Origin of the sequence: Streptomyces sp. NPDC053541 (assembly GCF_044544705.1) — a bacterium.
GTDB lineage: Bacteria > Actinomycetota > Actinomycetes > Streptomycetales > Streptomycetaceae > Streptomyces.
Genome location: NZ_JBITXM010000010.1, coordinates 381467 through 395638, shown reverse-complemented (window position 1 = coordinate 395638; position 14172 = coordinate 381467). Strand labels below are relative to the sequence as shown.

Genomic DNA, 14172 nt, shown 5'->3' with positions numbered 1-14172 from the left:
TTGAGGCCGTATCGAATACTTCCGATACGGCCTCCGACCTGCGCAAAAGCAAGTCGGGACGACAGGATTTGAACCTGCGACCCCTTGACCCCCAGTCAAGTGCGCTACCAAGCTGCGCCACGTCCCGTTGCCCGTCTGACCTGGGGTTTTCCCCGGCCGAACGCGCATGAGAACAATACCGCACTTCCCCGGGTGGTCACGAACCGGTTTGCGGGCGGGGCGGCGCGGGGAGCGCACCGGGAGGCGGGTTGACCTCAAGTGGACTTGAGGTTGCACCGTGTGGTGCATGACGAACGCGACGTACACGAAGACGCGGAGGAGTCCGCGGGGCAGCGCGCGCAGCGGCGGCGGGGACATCGGCCGGCTGGAGCGGCTCATGGGGCTGATGACCGGGGACGAGAAGCACTCGACCGCCGCGACCTCGACGCTCGACGCACTGTGGGTGCTCTACGACCGGGTGCTGCGGGTGACGCCGGAGACGGCCGCGGACCCGGGGCGGGACCGGTTCCTGCTGTCGAAGGGGCACGGGCCCATGGCGTACTACGCGGTCCTCGCCGACAAGGGCTTCCTCGACCAGGAGGTGCTGAGCGGCTTCGGCGGGTACGCGTCCGTGCTCGGGCACCACCCCGACCGGACGCTCGTGCCGGGGGTGGAGATCGGCAGCGGGTCGCTGGGGCACGGACTGCCGCTGGCCGTGGGGACCGTGCTGGGGCTGCGGGCGCAGGGGCTGACCGAGCCGCGGGTGTGGGTGCTGATCGGGGACGCCGAGCTGGACGAGGGGAGCAACCACGAGGCGCTCGCCTACGCCGGGCCGGCCGGTCTGGAGCAGCTGCACACGCTGGTGATCGACAACAGCTCGGCCACCTACGGCTGGCCCGGCGGGATCGCCTCCCGGTTCGAGGCGGCCGGGTGGTCCGCCGAGACGGTCGACGGGCGGGACCACGAGGCACTGTACGCGGCCTTCACCGCCCCGCACCCCGGGCGACCGCACGCGGTCGTCGCCCGGGTCGAACCCAAGCAGTGAACCCGCTCCCCCGGCCCCGCGCCGAAACATCCCACGCCGGCAACACCCCGCGCCGTGAAGGCCCCACCCCGGACACAGGAGAACTCCGCCATGGACACCATGCGTGACCGCTTCATCGCCACCACCACCCGTCTGCTCGACGAGGACCCGCGCCTCGCGCTCGTCCTCGCCGAGATCAGCCGGGACGGCTTCGGGCCCGCCCTGGCCCGGCACCCCGAGCGCGCGATCAACGTCGGGATCCGGGAGCAGCTGCTCATCGGCGTCGGCGGCGGGATCGCGCTCACCGGGCTGCGGCCGATCATGCACACCTTCGCGTCCTTCCTGGTGGAGCGGCCCTTCGAGCAGCTGAAGCTGGACTTCGGGCACCAGGGCACGCACGGGGTGCTGGTCAGCGCGGGCGGCTCGTACGACTGGCCGGCCGGCGGCTTCACGCACATGGCGCCGGGGGACGTGGCGCTGATGGACACGCTGGACGGCTGGAGCGTGCACGTGCCCGGGCATCCGGACGAGGCGGAGGCCCTGTTGCGGCGGGCGGCGGCGAGCGAGGAGTCGGTGTACGTACGCCTGTCGGTGCACGCCAACGCCTCGGCACGGCCGGTCGGGCGGGGCGGCTTCGCCGTGCTGCGCGAGGGTGCGCGCGGGGTCGTCGTGGCGGTGGGCCCGATGCTGGACGCGGTGCTGGCCGCGACGGAGGGCCTGGACGTGACGGTGCTGTACGCGACGACCGTGCGTCCCTTCGACGGCGCCGGTCTGCGCCGGGCGGTCGCGGCGGCGCGGCCGGACGTGGTGCTGGTGGAGCCGTATCTGGCGGGCACGTCGACGGCCGCCGCGAACGACGCGCTCGTCGAGGTGCCGCACCGGGTGCTGGGGCTCGGCATCGGACGGCGTGAGCTGCGGCGCTACGGCACGGTGGAGGAGCACCTGGCCGGGCAGGGCCTCGACCCGGCGGGCCTGCGGTCCCGGATCACCTCCTTCCTGGGGTGACCCGCGGCCGGTCCCATGCCATGGGCATGTGGCAGAAAGATGACCTTGCGCAACACCCTGCGATGGGGCATGCACAGGCCAAGACCCCGCGAAACACAGTCAGAAACGAACGTCAACCGTTCCGGTTTCGGACAAACTTGGTGTCGATATTGATCCACCCAGGAAAGATCAACACCATGAAGTGGTCGGCCTGCTCGGGACGGGATCACTGCCGATGTTCCACCTGTTCGGATCACTCGACGGGCAGGCGTTTCGCTGGGAGGACTCCTATGGACGGCTACTTCAGCAGCCGGCTGCATCATCAGCTCCGCGAGAAGGTGCGGGACTTCGCGGAGCGTGAGGTCAGGCCACGGATACCGGAGATGGAGGCGTCCCGCACGGTCCACCACGAACTGTCGCGGATGATCGCCGAGCAGGGCTGGATCGGAGCGACGATCGGCCACGAGCACGGCGGCATGAACGCCGGCCACCTCGCCAAGACCATCATCATCGAGGAGCTGGCCCGGGTCAGCGGCGCGATGGGCGCCATGGTGCAGGCCTCGCAGCTGGGCACCGCCAAGATCGTGCACTTCGGCAGCGACGAGCAGCGCAAGACCTGGCTTCCGGCCATCGCCGCCGGCGAGTGCCTGCCGACCATCGCCGTCACCGAGTACGAGTCCGGCGGACACGTCCTCGGCATGGAGACCACCGCGGTCCGGGACGGCGACGACTACATCCTCAACGGCCGCAAGGTCTACGTCGGCAACAGCCACGTCGGCGACCTGCACGGCGTGGTCGTCCGCACCGGTCCCGGCTCCCGGGGGCTCACCGCCTTCCTGGTCGAGTCCGACCGCCCCGGCTTCCGCACCGGACCGCAGCAGCCCGCGATGGGCCTCCACGGCTTCAGCTTCGGCGAGCTCATCTTCGAGAACTGCCGGGTGCCCGCCGCCAACCGGCTCGGCGACGAGGGCGACGGCCTCTCCGTCGCGTACTCCTCCAGCGTGCTCTACGGCCGTGCCAACCTCACCGCCGTCTCGCTCGGCATCCACCAGGCGATCCTGGAGGAGACCACCCGCTTCGCCACCGAGCGCATCCGCTACGGCAAGCCGCTCGCCGAACTCCCCACGGTGAAGCTGAAGCTGGGCCAGATGCAGTCCCGGCTGATGACCGCCCGGCTCGCCGCCTACCACGCGGTGCACCTGCTCGACCAGGGCCTCTCCTGCGACACCGAGCTGATGAACGCCAAGCTGGTCAACGTCGAGTCGGCGCTGGACTCCGGGCGCAACGCGATGGAGATCCACGCCGCCGCCGGCCTCTTCACCGACCGTCCGATCGAGCGCTACCTGCGCGACGCGCACCACATCTTCGCGCCCGCCGGCACCTCCGACATCCAGCTCCTCCGGCTCGCCGAGGTCGCCCTCGGCACGGACAAGGGCAGCTGGTCGGAGCGCCTCTCCGAGGTGGTCCGTACCCAGCCGCTGGAGCCGGCGCACGCCTGACCGGCCACGCCCGGCGGACGCGACGGTGCCCCGGACACCGGCCGAGAGCCGGCATCCGGGGCACCCGCGCGCACGGGCCCGCCGGGCGGACCGTCAGAGCAGCCCGTCCTCGCGGCGGTGGATCTGCTCCACCAGCTCCGCCGCCATCGCCTTGATGGTCTCCAGACCGGCCCGGCCCCACGGTCGCACGTCCGTGTCCACGACGCAGATGGTGCCGAGCGCGACCCCGGTGCGGTCGATGAGCGGCGCGCCCATGTACGAGCGGATGCCGATCTCGTCCACCACCGGGTTGCCCGCGAAGCGCGGGTAGTCGCAGACGTCCTCCAGGACGAGCGCCTTGCGGCGCACCACCACGTGCGGGCAGTAGCCGTGGTCACGGGCCATGAAGCGGCCCACCCCGCCTCCGGCGGCGGCGGTCGCGCCGAGGTCGGTGCCCGTGTGGGTGCCGGCCGGGGTGTGCAGGCCGGCGAAGAACTGCCGGTTCTCGTCGATGAAGTTGACCATCGAGTACGGCGCCCCGGTCACCTCCGCGAGCCGGTGGGCGAAGTCGTCGAAGGCCGGGTCGGGCTGCTCGCCGAGACCCAGCTCGCGCAGACGGCGCACCCGGGCGGGGGCCTCCTGGTCGATCGGGGTGAGCAGCAGATGACCGGTCGGGTCGTAGGTCATGTCGGGGCTCCGTAAGTGGGCGCGGCGGCCGGGATGTTGGTGAGCAGGTGCTGGACGAGGGTCAGCAGGGTGCGGATGGCGGAACTGGAGATGCGGGCGTCGCAGAGCACGACCGGGACCTCGGGCTTGAGGTCGAGGGCCGCCCGCACCTCCTCCGGTTCGTAGCGGTAGGCGCCGTCGAACTCGTTGACCGCCACGACGAATCCGATGCCCCGCCGCTCGAAGAAGTCGACCGCGGAGAAGCAGTCCTCGAGCCGGCGGGTGTCGGCCAGGACGACCGCTCCGAGGGCGCCCTCGGAGAGCTCGTCCCACATGAACCAGAAGCGCTCCTGGCCTGGTGTGCCGAACAGGTACAGCACGTTGCGCCCGTCGAGCGTGATGCGCCCGAAGTCCATGGCGACCGTGGTGGTGGTCTTGGACTCCACGCCCTCCAGGCTGTCGGTGGCCGCGCTGACCGAGGTGAGCAGCTCCTCCGTGCTGAGCGGCTCGATCTCGCTGACCGCGCCCACGAAGGTGGTCTTGCCGACCCCGAAGCCGCCCGCCACCAGGATCTTCAGGGCGGTGGGGAAGGGATCGCCCGCGAAGCCTTCGGGACCTCGGTCGTGGCGCTCAGAGCCGTTGTCGTAGGCCATCGAGCACTGCCTCCAGCAAGGAACGGTCGGTTGGATTGGCGTGGAAGCGCGGGGCGCGGGCGGTGAGCGCCCCGCAGTCCACGAGGTCGGAGAGGAGGACCTTGGTGACGACGGCCGGCAGCCGTAAGTGCGCCGCGATCTCCGCCACCGAGGTGGGCCCTTCGCACAGGCCGAGGGCCAGGGTGTGCTCGGGGCCCAGGTGCGCCTGCGGCCGGGTGCCGGTCGCCATCACCATCGAGAGCAGGTCGAGCGCGGCGGTCGGCTGGGTCCGGCCGCCGCTGACGGTGTACGGACGTATCAGCCGGCCGGCCGCGTCGTCGAGCCAGGGCCCTTCCTGGTGGGACCCGACGGTCACTGGGCCGCACTGCCCGCCGTGCCGGCGGCCTGCCTGGCCGGGGTGACCAGATACGGCCGCACGCTCTTGACGAGCATCGCCATCTCGTAGCCGAGGACGGCGGCGTCGGCCTCGCGGCCGGCGAGCACCGCGAGACAGGTGCCGGAGCCGGCGGTGGAGACGAAGAGCAGGGTCGAGTCGAGTTCGACGACGACCTGGCGGACCTCTCCGCCGTCGCCGAACCGGGCGCCGGCGCTGCGGCCGAGCGAGTAGAGCCCGGAGGCCAGCGCGGCCATGTGGTCGGCCGCGTCGGGGTCGAGGCCGTGCACGGACTTCACGAGGCCGTCGGAGGAGAGCAGTACGGCGTTGCGGGTGTAGGGGACCCGCTGGACCAGCCCACTCAGAAGCCAGTCGAGATCCGAGGAATGGCCGTGCGGCGCATTGCTCGCCATGTACATCTACTCCTTGTGCGCGTCGCCGGGGGGACGCAGCGATTCACGGGGGGCGGGCTGGGATTCGGCGAGTCCGATGCCGCGCTGGAACGCGGCCATCAGACCCGGGTCGTGCAGGGCGGGCTCGTCCTGCTGACGGGCCGTGGGCTCCTCGCGCAGTTGCGGTACGAGGTGCTCCTGGGCGCGTCGCTTGGGGAGGTCGGGCCTGCCCGGTGCTCCGGAGCGCGGGGCCGGGGGGACCTCGGGCGCCGGGGCGGGGTGCGCGGTCCGCGGGGGCACGGCGGGCGCGGAGTGGGGGGCCTGGGCGGCCGGGATCCGCGGGGCCGCCGGGTGCGGCTGCTGCGGAGGGGCCGACGCGGCCGTGACGGGGACGGGCGCGGGCGCCGCGGTGGGCTGCGGGGCCTGGGCGTGGGGTGCCTGGGCGTGGGGTGCCTGGGCGTGGGGTGCCGGGGCCTGGGCGGGGACGCCGAGGGCGGACCGGTCCATGATCAGCGGGGCCGTCGGGTGGTCACCGGGGAGACCGGCGTGGGCCGGGGCCGGCGCCGGGGACTGGGCCGGGACCTGGGGCCGGGGCAGCGGCTGGGCCTGGGGCCGGGGGTGCCCCTGGGGCTGGTGCTGGGGCTGGTGCTGCGCGGAGCCGACCTGGGGCTGCGCCGGGGTCTGGGCCTGGGCGGCCTGGACCTGCGCGGCCTGCGCCTGGGCGACCTGGGCGCGGTCGGCCTCGCCGCGGGCCAGGCCCTCGGGGTCGGGACCGAGGAGGCCCTGCGGCAGGACGAGGACGGCCTGCACGCCGCCGTAGATGTTGGACTGCAGGCGCACGGCGATGCCGTGCCGGCGGGCGAGCGCGGAGACCACGAAGAGGCCGATGCGCCCGTCCTGGAGCAGGTGCGCCACGTTGACCTGGTCGGGGTCGGAGAGCAGCGCGTTCATCTTCTCCTGCTCGGCCACCGGCATGCCGAGGCCGCGGTCCTCGACCTCGATGGCGAGACCGGCGGTGACGTACTGGGCGCGCATCAGCACGGTGGTGTGCGGGGCGGAGAACAGGGTGGCGTTCTCGACCAGTTCGGCGAGCAGGTGGATGACGTCGGCCACGGCGTGGCCGCGCAGGGTGCCGTCGATCGGCGGGACCAGCTTGACCCGCGGGTACTGCTCGACCTCGGCGATGGAGGAGCGCAGCACCTCGGTCATGGTGACCGGGTTGGACCACTGCCGGCGGGCGATGGCGCCGCCGAGGACGGCGAGGTTCTCGGCGTGCCGGCGGATGCGGGTGGCGAGGTGGTCGACGTGGAACAGGCCCTTGAGCAGCTCCGGGTCCTCCACCTCGTTCTCCAGTTCGTCGAGCAGCTGGATCTCGCGGTGGACGAGGGACTGCAGGCGCCGGGCGAGGTTCACGAAGACCTCGACCTTCTGCTCGTTGCCGACGCTGCTGGAGAGCTGCGAGGCCTGCACCACGGCGTCCACGGCCGCCTCGTGAGAGCGCGTCAGTTCGTCGGCCAGGCGGTCGAACTCGTCGCCGGAGGGGGTTCCGGCGGGGAGCGCCGCGCGCGGCGCGGGGGTCTCACCCCTGCGCAACTGTTCGACGACGGTGCGCAGTTCTCCCTGTCCGCGGACGGCCGTGCGGCGCAGGGTGCCGGCCCGGTCGAGGATCGCCTTCGCGGCCCGGTCGGCGCCGAGCGCGGCGGCGGTCACGGAGGCGACGGTGAGGGCGGCGGCGCCGATGAGCGCGGCCCACAGGCCGGGGCTGGTCTGGGCCCCGGTGGAGCGGATCGTGAACAGGACGGCCGCGGCGCCGCCGAGGGCGACGGCGACGGCCGGAAGCACGGACGTACGCAGGAGTTGGGAGCGGATGCGTGCCTCGCCGGGGAGCGGCGCGGGGGACGGTGCCGGGGTGGCGGCGGGGCCGGCGCCGGTCGGTGCGGCGGGCGTGCGGGCGCCCGTCCGGCCGTGGCGCCCGCCCTCGCGGCGTTCGGACCGCGCGGCGGGTGCGCGAAGTTGAGACATGAGTGTCCTTGGTACGTGCCCAGGAATCGGCGTACTACGGGGGTGCACAACGGGGGAGGTGGGACGTGAGTGGGATGAGCCTACCGATGATCACCGAGCAGCCACGATAGTCGTCAACCGTTCACGTCCGGTGCGCAGTTGGCAAACTTACCCGTAGACGGGCCCGGTCTGGTATCGCCCCGTCCCGATCCACCGGGAACGTTTGGCCGAAAATGATCGCCCCGGGTTCCGGGCGCGCGCTGCAGCGGGCCCGAATCCGCCCGCCGGGCCCGCGCGAGCGGCCCGGGACGTGCCGACGCGCCGGGTCGATGGGGGCTGTTTCCGGCCGTGTCCCGGGACCGGTCCGGCGTCGGCACGGCTGCGGACCGGCGCGGACGCCACGGGTCCGCATTTGCTGTCGCATCCTTCGCTTTCCGCGCGATCTACGCGTCCCCGCCCGAACCCCTCGGCCCTCCGCGGGCGCGCGCGGGACCGACCGGCTCAGCCGAGGAAGTGGAATCCGGGCCGGGGGTGCATGAGGAAGTCGTGGTGCGAGATGTTCCACGCGTACGCGCCCGCCAGGGCGAACGCCACCCGGTCCCCCGCCCGGAGCCCCGGCGCGGGCACCTGCCGGGCCAGGAGGTCCTTCGGGGTGCACAGCTGCCCGGTGAAGGTGACCGCGTCCGCCGCGGCGGCGGGCCGGGGCCAGGGGTGGGGCCAGTGCTCGACCGGGAGCACCGAGCAGGGCTGGTCGTGGCCCTTGGTCGCCGGGGTGCGCAGGTGGTGGGTGCCGCCGCGGACCACGGCGAACTCCTCGCCGTGGCTGCGCTTCACGTCCAGGACCTCGGTGGCGTACCAGCCGCAGTACGCGGTGAGGGCGCGCCCCGGCTCGATGCGCAGGGTCAGGTCCGGGTGCTCCTGGGCGATCCGGGCCAGGCCCTTGCCGTAGGCGGACCAGTCGAAGCGGCGCTCGGGGGTGCCGTAGTCGACGTGCATGCCGCCGCCGACGTTGACCTCGGCGAGCGGGACCCGGTGCCGTCCGGCGAGGGCGACGGCCCAGGCGACGACGGACTCGGCGACGCCGGTCTGCTCCTCGGCCTCCAGGCCGCTGGCCAGGTGGGCGTGGACGCCGAGCAGCCGCAGCCGGGGCAGGGTGCCGCCGGTGAGCAGGGCGACGGCCGTGTCGGCGTCGGAGGGATCCAGGCCGAACGGGGTCGGCCGGCCGCCCATGGCGAGGGAGCTGCCCGCGAGGGAGGCGGCGGAGAGCGGCAGGTTGAAGCGCAGCAGGACGCCGACGGGCGGGTCGGCGGCCCGGCGGGCCGCCAGGTCCGCGAGCACGCGCAGTTCGTGGAGGCTCTCGACGTGGAAGCGCGCCACGCCGAGGTCCAGGGCCGTGGCGATCTCGTCCGGGGTCTTGCCGGGGCCGCCGAAGGCGAGCGGCCGGCCGGGGACGGCCCGGCCGACATGGGCGAGCTCGCCGCCGGAGGAGACCTCGAAGCCGTCGACGTACGGCGAGAGCGCGGCGAGCAGTTCCGGCTCGGGGTTGGCCTTGGCGGCGTAGTAGAGCTCGACGCGCCCGGACAGTTCGGCGCGTACGGCGGCGGCGTGCTCGCGCAGCGCGGCCAGGTCGTAGACGTAGGCGGGCAGGCCGTCGGAGGGCAGGCCGAGCACGAGCTCGCGCACGGCGCGGGTGGGCGCGGTCATCGGGTGTGGCTCCACGAGTGGTCGGCGGCCTCGGACAGCACGTCCTCGGCGAGCGGGGAGGGCAGGCGGACGTAGCCGGCCTCGCGGTCGGCCTTGCGCTCCCAGCGGGTGAGCAGGTTGGCCTTGGCGGGCAGCGGCACGCCGGCGAGGAGCGCGGCGAGCCGGGGCGGGCGGCCGTGGCGGTCGGCGTACCCCTGGAGGGTGTCGCGGACCAGCGCCCACAGCGCGGGCTCGGTCTCCGGGTGCAGGTCGGCGAGGGCGGCCAGCACCTCGGCGACGTGGTTGACGAAGAGGCAGTACGCGACCCGGTCCCAGCCGCGCTCCGCGTCGTACGTCAGGGGGCCGGCCACCTCGGGGGGCAGCGCGCCGAGGGTGTCGGCGTGGTGCTCGGGCACCAGCTTGGTGCCCTCCAGGTCGCGGAAGAGCACCTGGGCGGGCATCCCGTCCTCGTCGACGCAGACCACCACGTTCTGCAGGTGCGGCTCCAGGACCAGGCCGTGGTCGAAGTAGGCGGCGAGGACGGGCGGGACGAGGAGCTTCAGATAGGCGGCCCACCACTCCAGGGCGGTCGCGGGAGCCGCGCCGGCCAGGAGCCGGGAGACGTGTCCGGGGCCGCTCGGGTACTCGTCGGCGACGGCGGCGGCGAGCAGCGGCGTGGTGCCGGGCAGCAGCCGGGCGGCGAGCCCTTCGCGGACGATCACGCCGAGGCCTTCGAGCAGGGCGCGGTCGGGTGCGCCGTCGGGGCCGGGCAGGGCGAGGCTGCGGTAGGCCGGTTCGCGGAGCATGGCGCTGCCGGGGAAGCGTTCGGCGAGCTCGTCCAGGACCCCACCGAGCAGCGCGGTCAGGGCCACGGCGCCGGAGAGTTCGTAACTGGCGTTCTTGCGCAGGCAGTTGGTGATGCGCACGTTCAGGCTGAACTTGAGGAAGGTGTCGCCGTCGTAGAGGGTGCGCACGGAGGCCGTGGCGGCGAAGGGGGTGCCGCCGGGGCCGAGGTCCAGGACGTCGCCCCGGTCGAGGGCGGCGCGCAGCCCGGGGTGGGTGCTGAGCATCTCGTACTGCCAGGGGTGCGCGGGCAGCAGCCGGTAGCCCTCCGGCACGCCGTCGGCGAGCCGGTCGAGGGGTGCGGCGGCGGCCGGGTGGGCGGTCTCCTCGATGATCAGGTGTTCCCGTACGGCCAGGTGGCGCAGGGCGAAGGCGGCGCCCAGCTCGGGCGCGTACGCGCGCCAGGAGGCGGTGTCGCCGCTGCGGGCCTTGGGCGTGGGGTGGAAGCGGTGGCCGAAGCACAGCGACTGCTCGGAGGCGAGGTAGGGGTCCGCCGCGCCGGTGCCGGGCGTACGGGCGGCGAGCGCCGCCGTGACGGCCTGGTGGCTGGAGGCGATCTGGTCGAGGAACTCGTCGTTGCGCGCCCCGGTGCGCAAGGACAGCTCGTCCTGGACGAGTTCGGCGAGCACGCGCCAGTCGACGCGGTGCCAGCCGCCGTCGTGCTGCTCCTGGACCGGGCCGGCGAAGCGGTGCGCGCCGAGCAGCGACCTGCGGCGCAGCGCGACCCGCAGCAGCACGCCGCGGCGCGGCAGACGCAGCAGCAGGTGGCCGTCGCTCGCGGCGGTCTGGTGCTCGGGTCCGGAGACCTCGCGCAGCAGGCAGTTGAGGAGGGTGTGTGCCACCACGGTGTCGGCGTCGGGCAGTTCGGCGGGCGCGGTGGTGGGGCGGCGGGCAGCGCCCTGGACTCGGGGCAGCGACATCAACGGCTCCAGCGAGTGCGGAGGGGGTTCACGAGGGGGAGGGCGGCGGGGACGATCGTGGCCAGGGCCACGGCGGTTCCCGTGAGGACCGGGGCGGCCGGTCCGAAGAAGTCGTTGCCGACGGCGGCGACGACGCCGGCCGCCACGGCACCTGCCTTCGAGAAGAACTCCAGCGAGCCGAACATGCCGCCGGGCGCCCGGCCCCTGCAGCAGTCCGCGGCCAGCACGGAGAGGCAGACGAGCCCGAGGGTGAGCCCGGCACCGAGCACCAGGCGCACGGCGGTGAGGGCGGCGAGCGAGCCGGCCGCGCCGTGTCCGGCGAGACCGAGCGCGATGCAGAGGAAGCCGAGGGCGAGACCGAGCCGGGGGCGGGCGTGGAAGCCCTTGTGCACCGCCATGGCCGTGACCAGGTAACACAGGTGCGGCAGGGCGAACAGGACGCCGGAGACCGCCGGGGAGGTGCCGGGGAGGCGCTCCTCGATGAGCGAGACGAGGTACGGGAAGGAGATGACGGTGGAGAAGACGAAGGCGAACTCCAGGGCGTAGAGCGCCCGGAGGGAGGTCACCGGGGACGTGGCCCGGTCCGGTGCCGTCCCGGATGCGGGCTCCTTCTCCGGCGCGGGCGCCGCTTCCTGCGCCTCCCCCTGTGTCCGTGCCGGTCCCTGTGCCGGGGCGCCGTCCGGGCGCGGTGTGGGCGCGTCCTGTGCCTTCGGCGGCTCGGTCCGCCGGCCGCGCGACTCGGGCAGGGCGCAGATCAGCAGGGCCGCGGTGAGCGGGAGCACCGCCAAGAGGGCGTACTGCCGGTGCGGCGAGAGCCAGGGCGACAGGGAGCCCACGACGATCGGGGCGAAGACGAGGGCGGCCCGGGCGGCGCCCTGCATGAGGGTGAGCGCCTTCGACAGGGCCGGGCCTTCGAGCGCGGCCCCCAGATAGCCGTTGGACGCGGCGAACGTGCCGCCGAGGACGCCCTGGAGGACGAGGGCTGCGGTGAAGGTGAAGATCGAGTCGGCCCAGCCGGCGAGCAGGAAGGACACGGCGAGTCCGAGCTGGGCGCGCAGCAGCAGCCGCTTGCGGCCGTAGCGGTCGGCGAGGCGGCCCCAGAAGGGGGCGCCGACGGCGCCGAAGACGGTGGGGACGACGTAGAGCACCCCGGCCCAGCGGGCAGCGGGGTCGCCGAGCTCCGGCAGGATCGCGGTGAGGAACGGCGGCAGGCCGAGGGCGGCGAAGGACGCCACGAAGTAGCAGCCGGCGACGGCGTGCACCTGGCGCCGGGCGAGTGCCGGGGCCTCGGCCGTGGCCCGGGCGGCCCGGCCGCTGTGCGGCGGGGCGGTGGTCGCGGTCATCGTCCTTCCCTCCTCAGGTAGTTGGGCCCGGTGGTGTAGTGCTTGTTGATGTCGGCGGCGCCGGAGCGTTCCTTGGTGAGCAGCGTGCCGGCGGTGACCATGGCCTTGACCGGGAGTTCCGGCGCGTCCAGGAGGTGGGCGCGCAGGACGGCGCCGGGCTCGCCGGGGGCGGTGCCGAGCCGTTCGACGGCCTCGGCCAGCCGGTCCCGTACCAGCGCGAGGAGCGTGGTGAGCGGGGCGCGTCCGTGGCGCGCGAGGCCGAAGGCGTAGGCGCCGGCGCACAGATGGACGGTGATGGTGGTGAACAGGTCGGCGACCGGGCGGTCGTCGTCGCCGAAGATGCGGGCGTCGTCGAAGTCGGCCGGGTCGGGCGCGTCGGCGCCGAGGGTGTCGGTCAGGCGGCGGGTGTGGACGCGCGGTCCGTCGTTGTCCTTGAGCAGCAGCCGGAGGCGGGTGCCGCCGCCGTCGGCGCGCCGGTCGAGGACGAGCGAGATGTTCTGCTGGTGGGACTCCAGGGCGATGCCGTAGCCGAAGAGGGTGGTCTGCCAGTCGAACAGCAGGGTGAGCAGGCCGTCGAGCAGGGCGACCGGGTCGCCTTCGTGGAACCGGTCCGCGAGGTGGTCGATCAGAAGCCGGCCTCCGGGGGCCTCGGCCAGGAGCGCGGCGAGGGGGACGACGACGGCGTCGTCGAGTCCGGCCGGGTGGCGGCGGCACAGGGCGGCGAGGATTTCGTGGCCGGCGTGGGCGTACACGGTCTCGTCGGCGTGCAGGATCGTTTCGCGGAACCGCGGTTCCCGGGCGATCACGGTGTGCAGGAGCCGCTGTCCGGCGGCGCCGTCGACCAGCGTGCCCGGCTTGATGGTGCGCCGGTTGCGCTGCCCCAGGGTCGCGGTGGCCAGCGGCAGCTTGAGGTGCAGGGACGGTTCCTCGGCCAGGGCGACGGTCCGCATGGACAGCGTCGGCACGACCTCCAGACGCGGCTCCGGGGCGAGGACGGCGTGCTCGTGCAGGCCGGTGGCGCGCAGCGCCTCGGCCAGTGGCGCGCCCGCCGTCAGCGGGTGGACGGGCAGCGCCAGGTGGGTACGGGCGAGGGCGGGCAGTCCGAGGTCGGCCGGGGAGGGCCAGCGGGCGGGCAGCCGCCCGGCGCCGCCGGGCACGGTGACGGCCTCGCGCGGGACGGCGACCCAGCGCAGCGCGAAGCGCGGGTGGAACTCGGGGGCGTACGCGCGTATTCCGTCGTCGTCGAGTCCGGAACGGCCGCGCGCCGTGGGGTACACGGGGTGGTCGAGGCGGGCGGCCAGCGTGTCGTACCCGAGCCCGTGCGCGTAACCGGTCCAGCGGGCGGGGTCGGCGCCGTGGAGGCGGGTGAGCCGGGCGGCGGTCTCCTCGCGGGTGCGCTCGTGCAGGCGCATGGTGGCGAGGGTCTGGCGGCACTCCTCGGCGTAGGCGTCGAAGCCGGGCCGGTCGACGGGCTCGGCCAGGTCCCGGAGCGCGCCGATGATCTCCTCGTACGTGGCGAGCGGGGCGCCGTCCGACTCCCGGACGAGCAGCGGCATCCGGGCCGCGTACGCGCTCTGGAAGCCGTCCTCGGCGACGGGCAGCAGCAGGGCGTCGCCGTCCTCGCCGGCGCGGCGCAGCCACGCTCCGTCGGCCCGCCGGACGAGGGTGCCGCGGCTGCGCAGGCCGACGACGTCCTCGCGCAGCAGCGCGGACAACACCCGCAGGAGCAGCTCCCGTTCGGCGGTGCCCGCGTCGGCGGCCGCGCGGTCGGCGCTCTCCTGGTCAGCGGTGTCGTGGCCGGGGTTCTCCCGGCCAGCGGTGTCCTGGTCGGGG

At 74.1% G+C, this 14172-nt stretch carries 12 protein-coding genes and 1 tRNA gene; 3 read left to right on the top strand and 10 right to left on the bottom strand.

What is annotated here, in order from left to right; all coding sequences use genetic code 11:
- Positions 1 to 53: 53 nt before the first annotated feature.
- Positions 54 to 127, bottom strand: a tRNA-Pro gene (locus ACIGW2_RS26530).
- A gap of 249 nt (positions 128 to 376) precedes the next feature.
- Between ACIGW2_RS26530 and ACIGW2_RS26525 the strand changes: the two genes are divergently transcribed.
- From ACIGW2_RS26525 to ACIGW2_RS26515, 3 genes are all read left to right on the top strand, one after another.
- Complete coding sequence (locus ACIGW2_RS26525; RefSeq protein ID WP_391656970.1) at positions 377 to 1024, top strand: transketolase; 648 nt, start codon at positions 377 to 379, stop codon at positions 1022 to 1024.
- A gap of 90 nt (positions 1025 to 1114) precedes the next feature.
- Positions 1115 to 2008 (top strand): transketolase family protein, encoded by an 894-nt coding sequence (locus tag ACIGW2_RS26520; protein ID WP_399846438.1) that lies wholly within the window; start codon positions 1115 to 1117, stop codon positions 2006 to 2008.
- Between the two features lie 269 nt (positions 2009 to 2277).
- On the top strand, positions 2278 to 3486 hold the full coding sequence (locus ACIGW2_RS26515; RefSeq protein WP_391656961.1) for an acyl-CoA dehydrogenase family protein: 1209 nt from the start codon (positions 2278 to 2280) through the stop codon (positions 3484 to 3486).
- Between the two features lie 93 nt (positions 3487 to 3579).
- On the opposite strand, the gene ACIGW2_RS26510 is transcribed toward ACIGW2_RS26515, so the two are convergent.
- The 9 genes from ACIGW2_RS26510 to ACIGW2_RS26470 all read right to left on the bottom strand — a co-directional run bounded on the left by ACIGW2_RS26510 (position 3580) and on the right by ACIGW2_RS26470 (position 14069).
- On the bottom strand, positions 3580 to 4152 hold the full coding sequence (locus ACIGW2_RS26510) for a GAF domain-containing protein (RefSeq protein ID WP_391656962.1): 573 nt from the start codon (positions 4150 to 4152) through the stop codon (positions 3580 to 3582).
- Positions 4149 to 4784 carry a GTP-binding protein gene (locus ACIGW2_RS26505; RefSeq protein WP_399846433.1) on the bottom strand — a complete coding sequence of 212 codons (636 nt, stop codon included), beginning with the start codon at positions 4782 to 4784 and terminating at the stop codon, positions 4149 to 4151. The genes ACIGW2_RS26510 and ACIGW2_RS26505 overlap by 4 nt, the downstream gene beginning before the upstream one ends.
- Complete coding sequence (locus tag ACIGW2_RS26500) at positions 4762 to 5139, bottom strand: DUF742 domain-containing protein (protein WP_356074775.1); 378 nt, start codon at positions 5137 to 5139, stop codon at positions 4762 to 4764. The genes ACIGW2_RS26505 and ACIGW2_RS26500 overlap by 23 nt, the downstream gene beginning before the upstream one ends.
- Positions 5136 to 5570: a roadblock/LC7 domain-containing protein gene (locus ACIGW2_RS26495; protein WP_356074772.1), complete on the bottom strand. Its 435-nt coding sequence runs from the start codon at positions 5568 to 5570 to the stop codon at positions 5136 to 5138. Before ACIGW2_RS26495 ends, ACIGW2_RS26500 begins: the two co-directional genes overlap by 4 nt.
- 6 nt (positions 5571 to 5576) lie before the next feature.
- On the bottom strand, positions 5577 to 7571 hold the full coding sequence (locus ACIGW2_RS26490; RefSeq protein ID WP_399846429.1) for a sensor histidine kinase: 1995 nt from the start codon (positions 7569 to 7571) through the stop codon (positions 5577 to 5579).
- Between the two features lie 480 nt (positions 7572 to 8051).
- Complete coding sequence (locus ACIGW2_RS26485; RefSeq protein ID WP_399846427.1) at positions 8052 to 9254, bottom strand: type III PLP-dependent enzyme; 1203 nt, start codon at positions 9252 to 9254, stop codon at positions 8052 to 8054.
- Entirely contained in the window at positions 9251 to 10996 is a 1746-nt protein-coding gene (locus ACIGW2_RS26480) for an IucA/IucC family protein (RefSeq protein ID WP_399846424.1), read from the bottom strand. Before ACIGW2_RS26480 ends, ACIGW2_RS26485 begins: the two co-directional genes overlap by 4 nt.
- Positions 10996 to 12339: an MFS transporter gene (locus ACIGW2_RS26475; RefSeq protein WP_399846422.1), complete on the bottom strand. Its 1344-nt coding sequence runs from the start codon at positions 12337 to 12339 to the stop codon at positions 10996 to 10998. Before ACIGW2_RS26475 ends, ACIGW2_RS26480 begins: the two co-directional genes overlap by 1 nt.
- Positions 12336 to 14069 carry an IucA/IucC family protein gene (locus ACIGW2_RS26470; RefSeq protein WP_399846529.1) on the bottom strand — a complete coding sequence of 578 codons (1734 nt, stop codon included), beginning with the start codon at positions 14067 to 14069 and terminating at the stop codon, positions 12336 to 12338. The genes ACIGW2_RS26475 and ACIGW2_RS26470 overlap by 4 nt, the downstream gene beginning before the upstream one ends.
- Between the last annotated feature and the right edge of the window lie 103 nt (positions 14070 to 14172).

Bases quoted from the DNA above. Each gene is read 5' to 3' on its own strand.
- ACIGW2_RS26505 (WP_399846433.1), bottom strand. From the start codon at position 4,784: ATGGCCTACGACAACGGCTCTGAGCGCCACGACCGAGGTCCCGAAGGC.
- ACIGW2_RS26490 (WP_399846429.1), bottom strand. From the start codon at position 7,571: ATGTCTCAACTTCGCGCACCCGCCGCGCGGTCCGAACGCCGCGAGGGC.
- ACIGW2_RS26525 (WP_391656970.1), top strand. From the start codon at position 377: ATGGGGCTGATGACCGGGGACGAGAAGCACTCGACCGCCGCGACCTCG.
- ACIGW2_RS26520 (WP_399846438.1), top strand. From the start codon at position 1,115: ATGGACACCATGCGTGACCGCTTCATCGCCACCACCACCCGTCTGCTC.
- ACIGW2_RS26510 (WP_391656962.1), bottom strand. From the start codon at position 4,152: ATGACCTACGACCCGACCGGTCATCTGCTGCTCACCCCGATCGACCAG.
- ACIGW2_RS26515 (WP_391656961.1), top strand. From the start codon at position 2,278: ATGGACGGCTACTTCAGCAGCCGGCTGCATCATCAGCTCCGCGAGAAG.
- ACIGW2_RS26475 (WP_399846422.1), bottom strand. From the start codon at position 12,339: ATGACCGCGACCACCGCCCCGCCGCACAGCGGCCGGGCCGCCCGGGCC.
- ACIGW2_RS26485 (WP_399846427.1), bottom strand. From the start codon at position 9,254: ATGACCGCGCCCACCCGCGCCGTGCGCGAGCTCGTGCTCGGCCTGCCC.
- ACIGW2_RS26480 (WP_399846424.1), bottom strand. From the start codon at position 10,996: ATGTCGCTGCCCCGAGTCCAGGGCGCTGCCCGCCGCCCCACCACCGCG.
- ACIGW2_RS26495 (WP_356074772.1), bottom strand. From the start codon at position 5,570: ATGGCGAGCAATGCGCCGCACGGCCATTCCTCGGATCTCGACTGGCTT.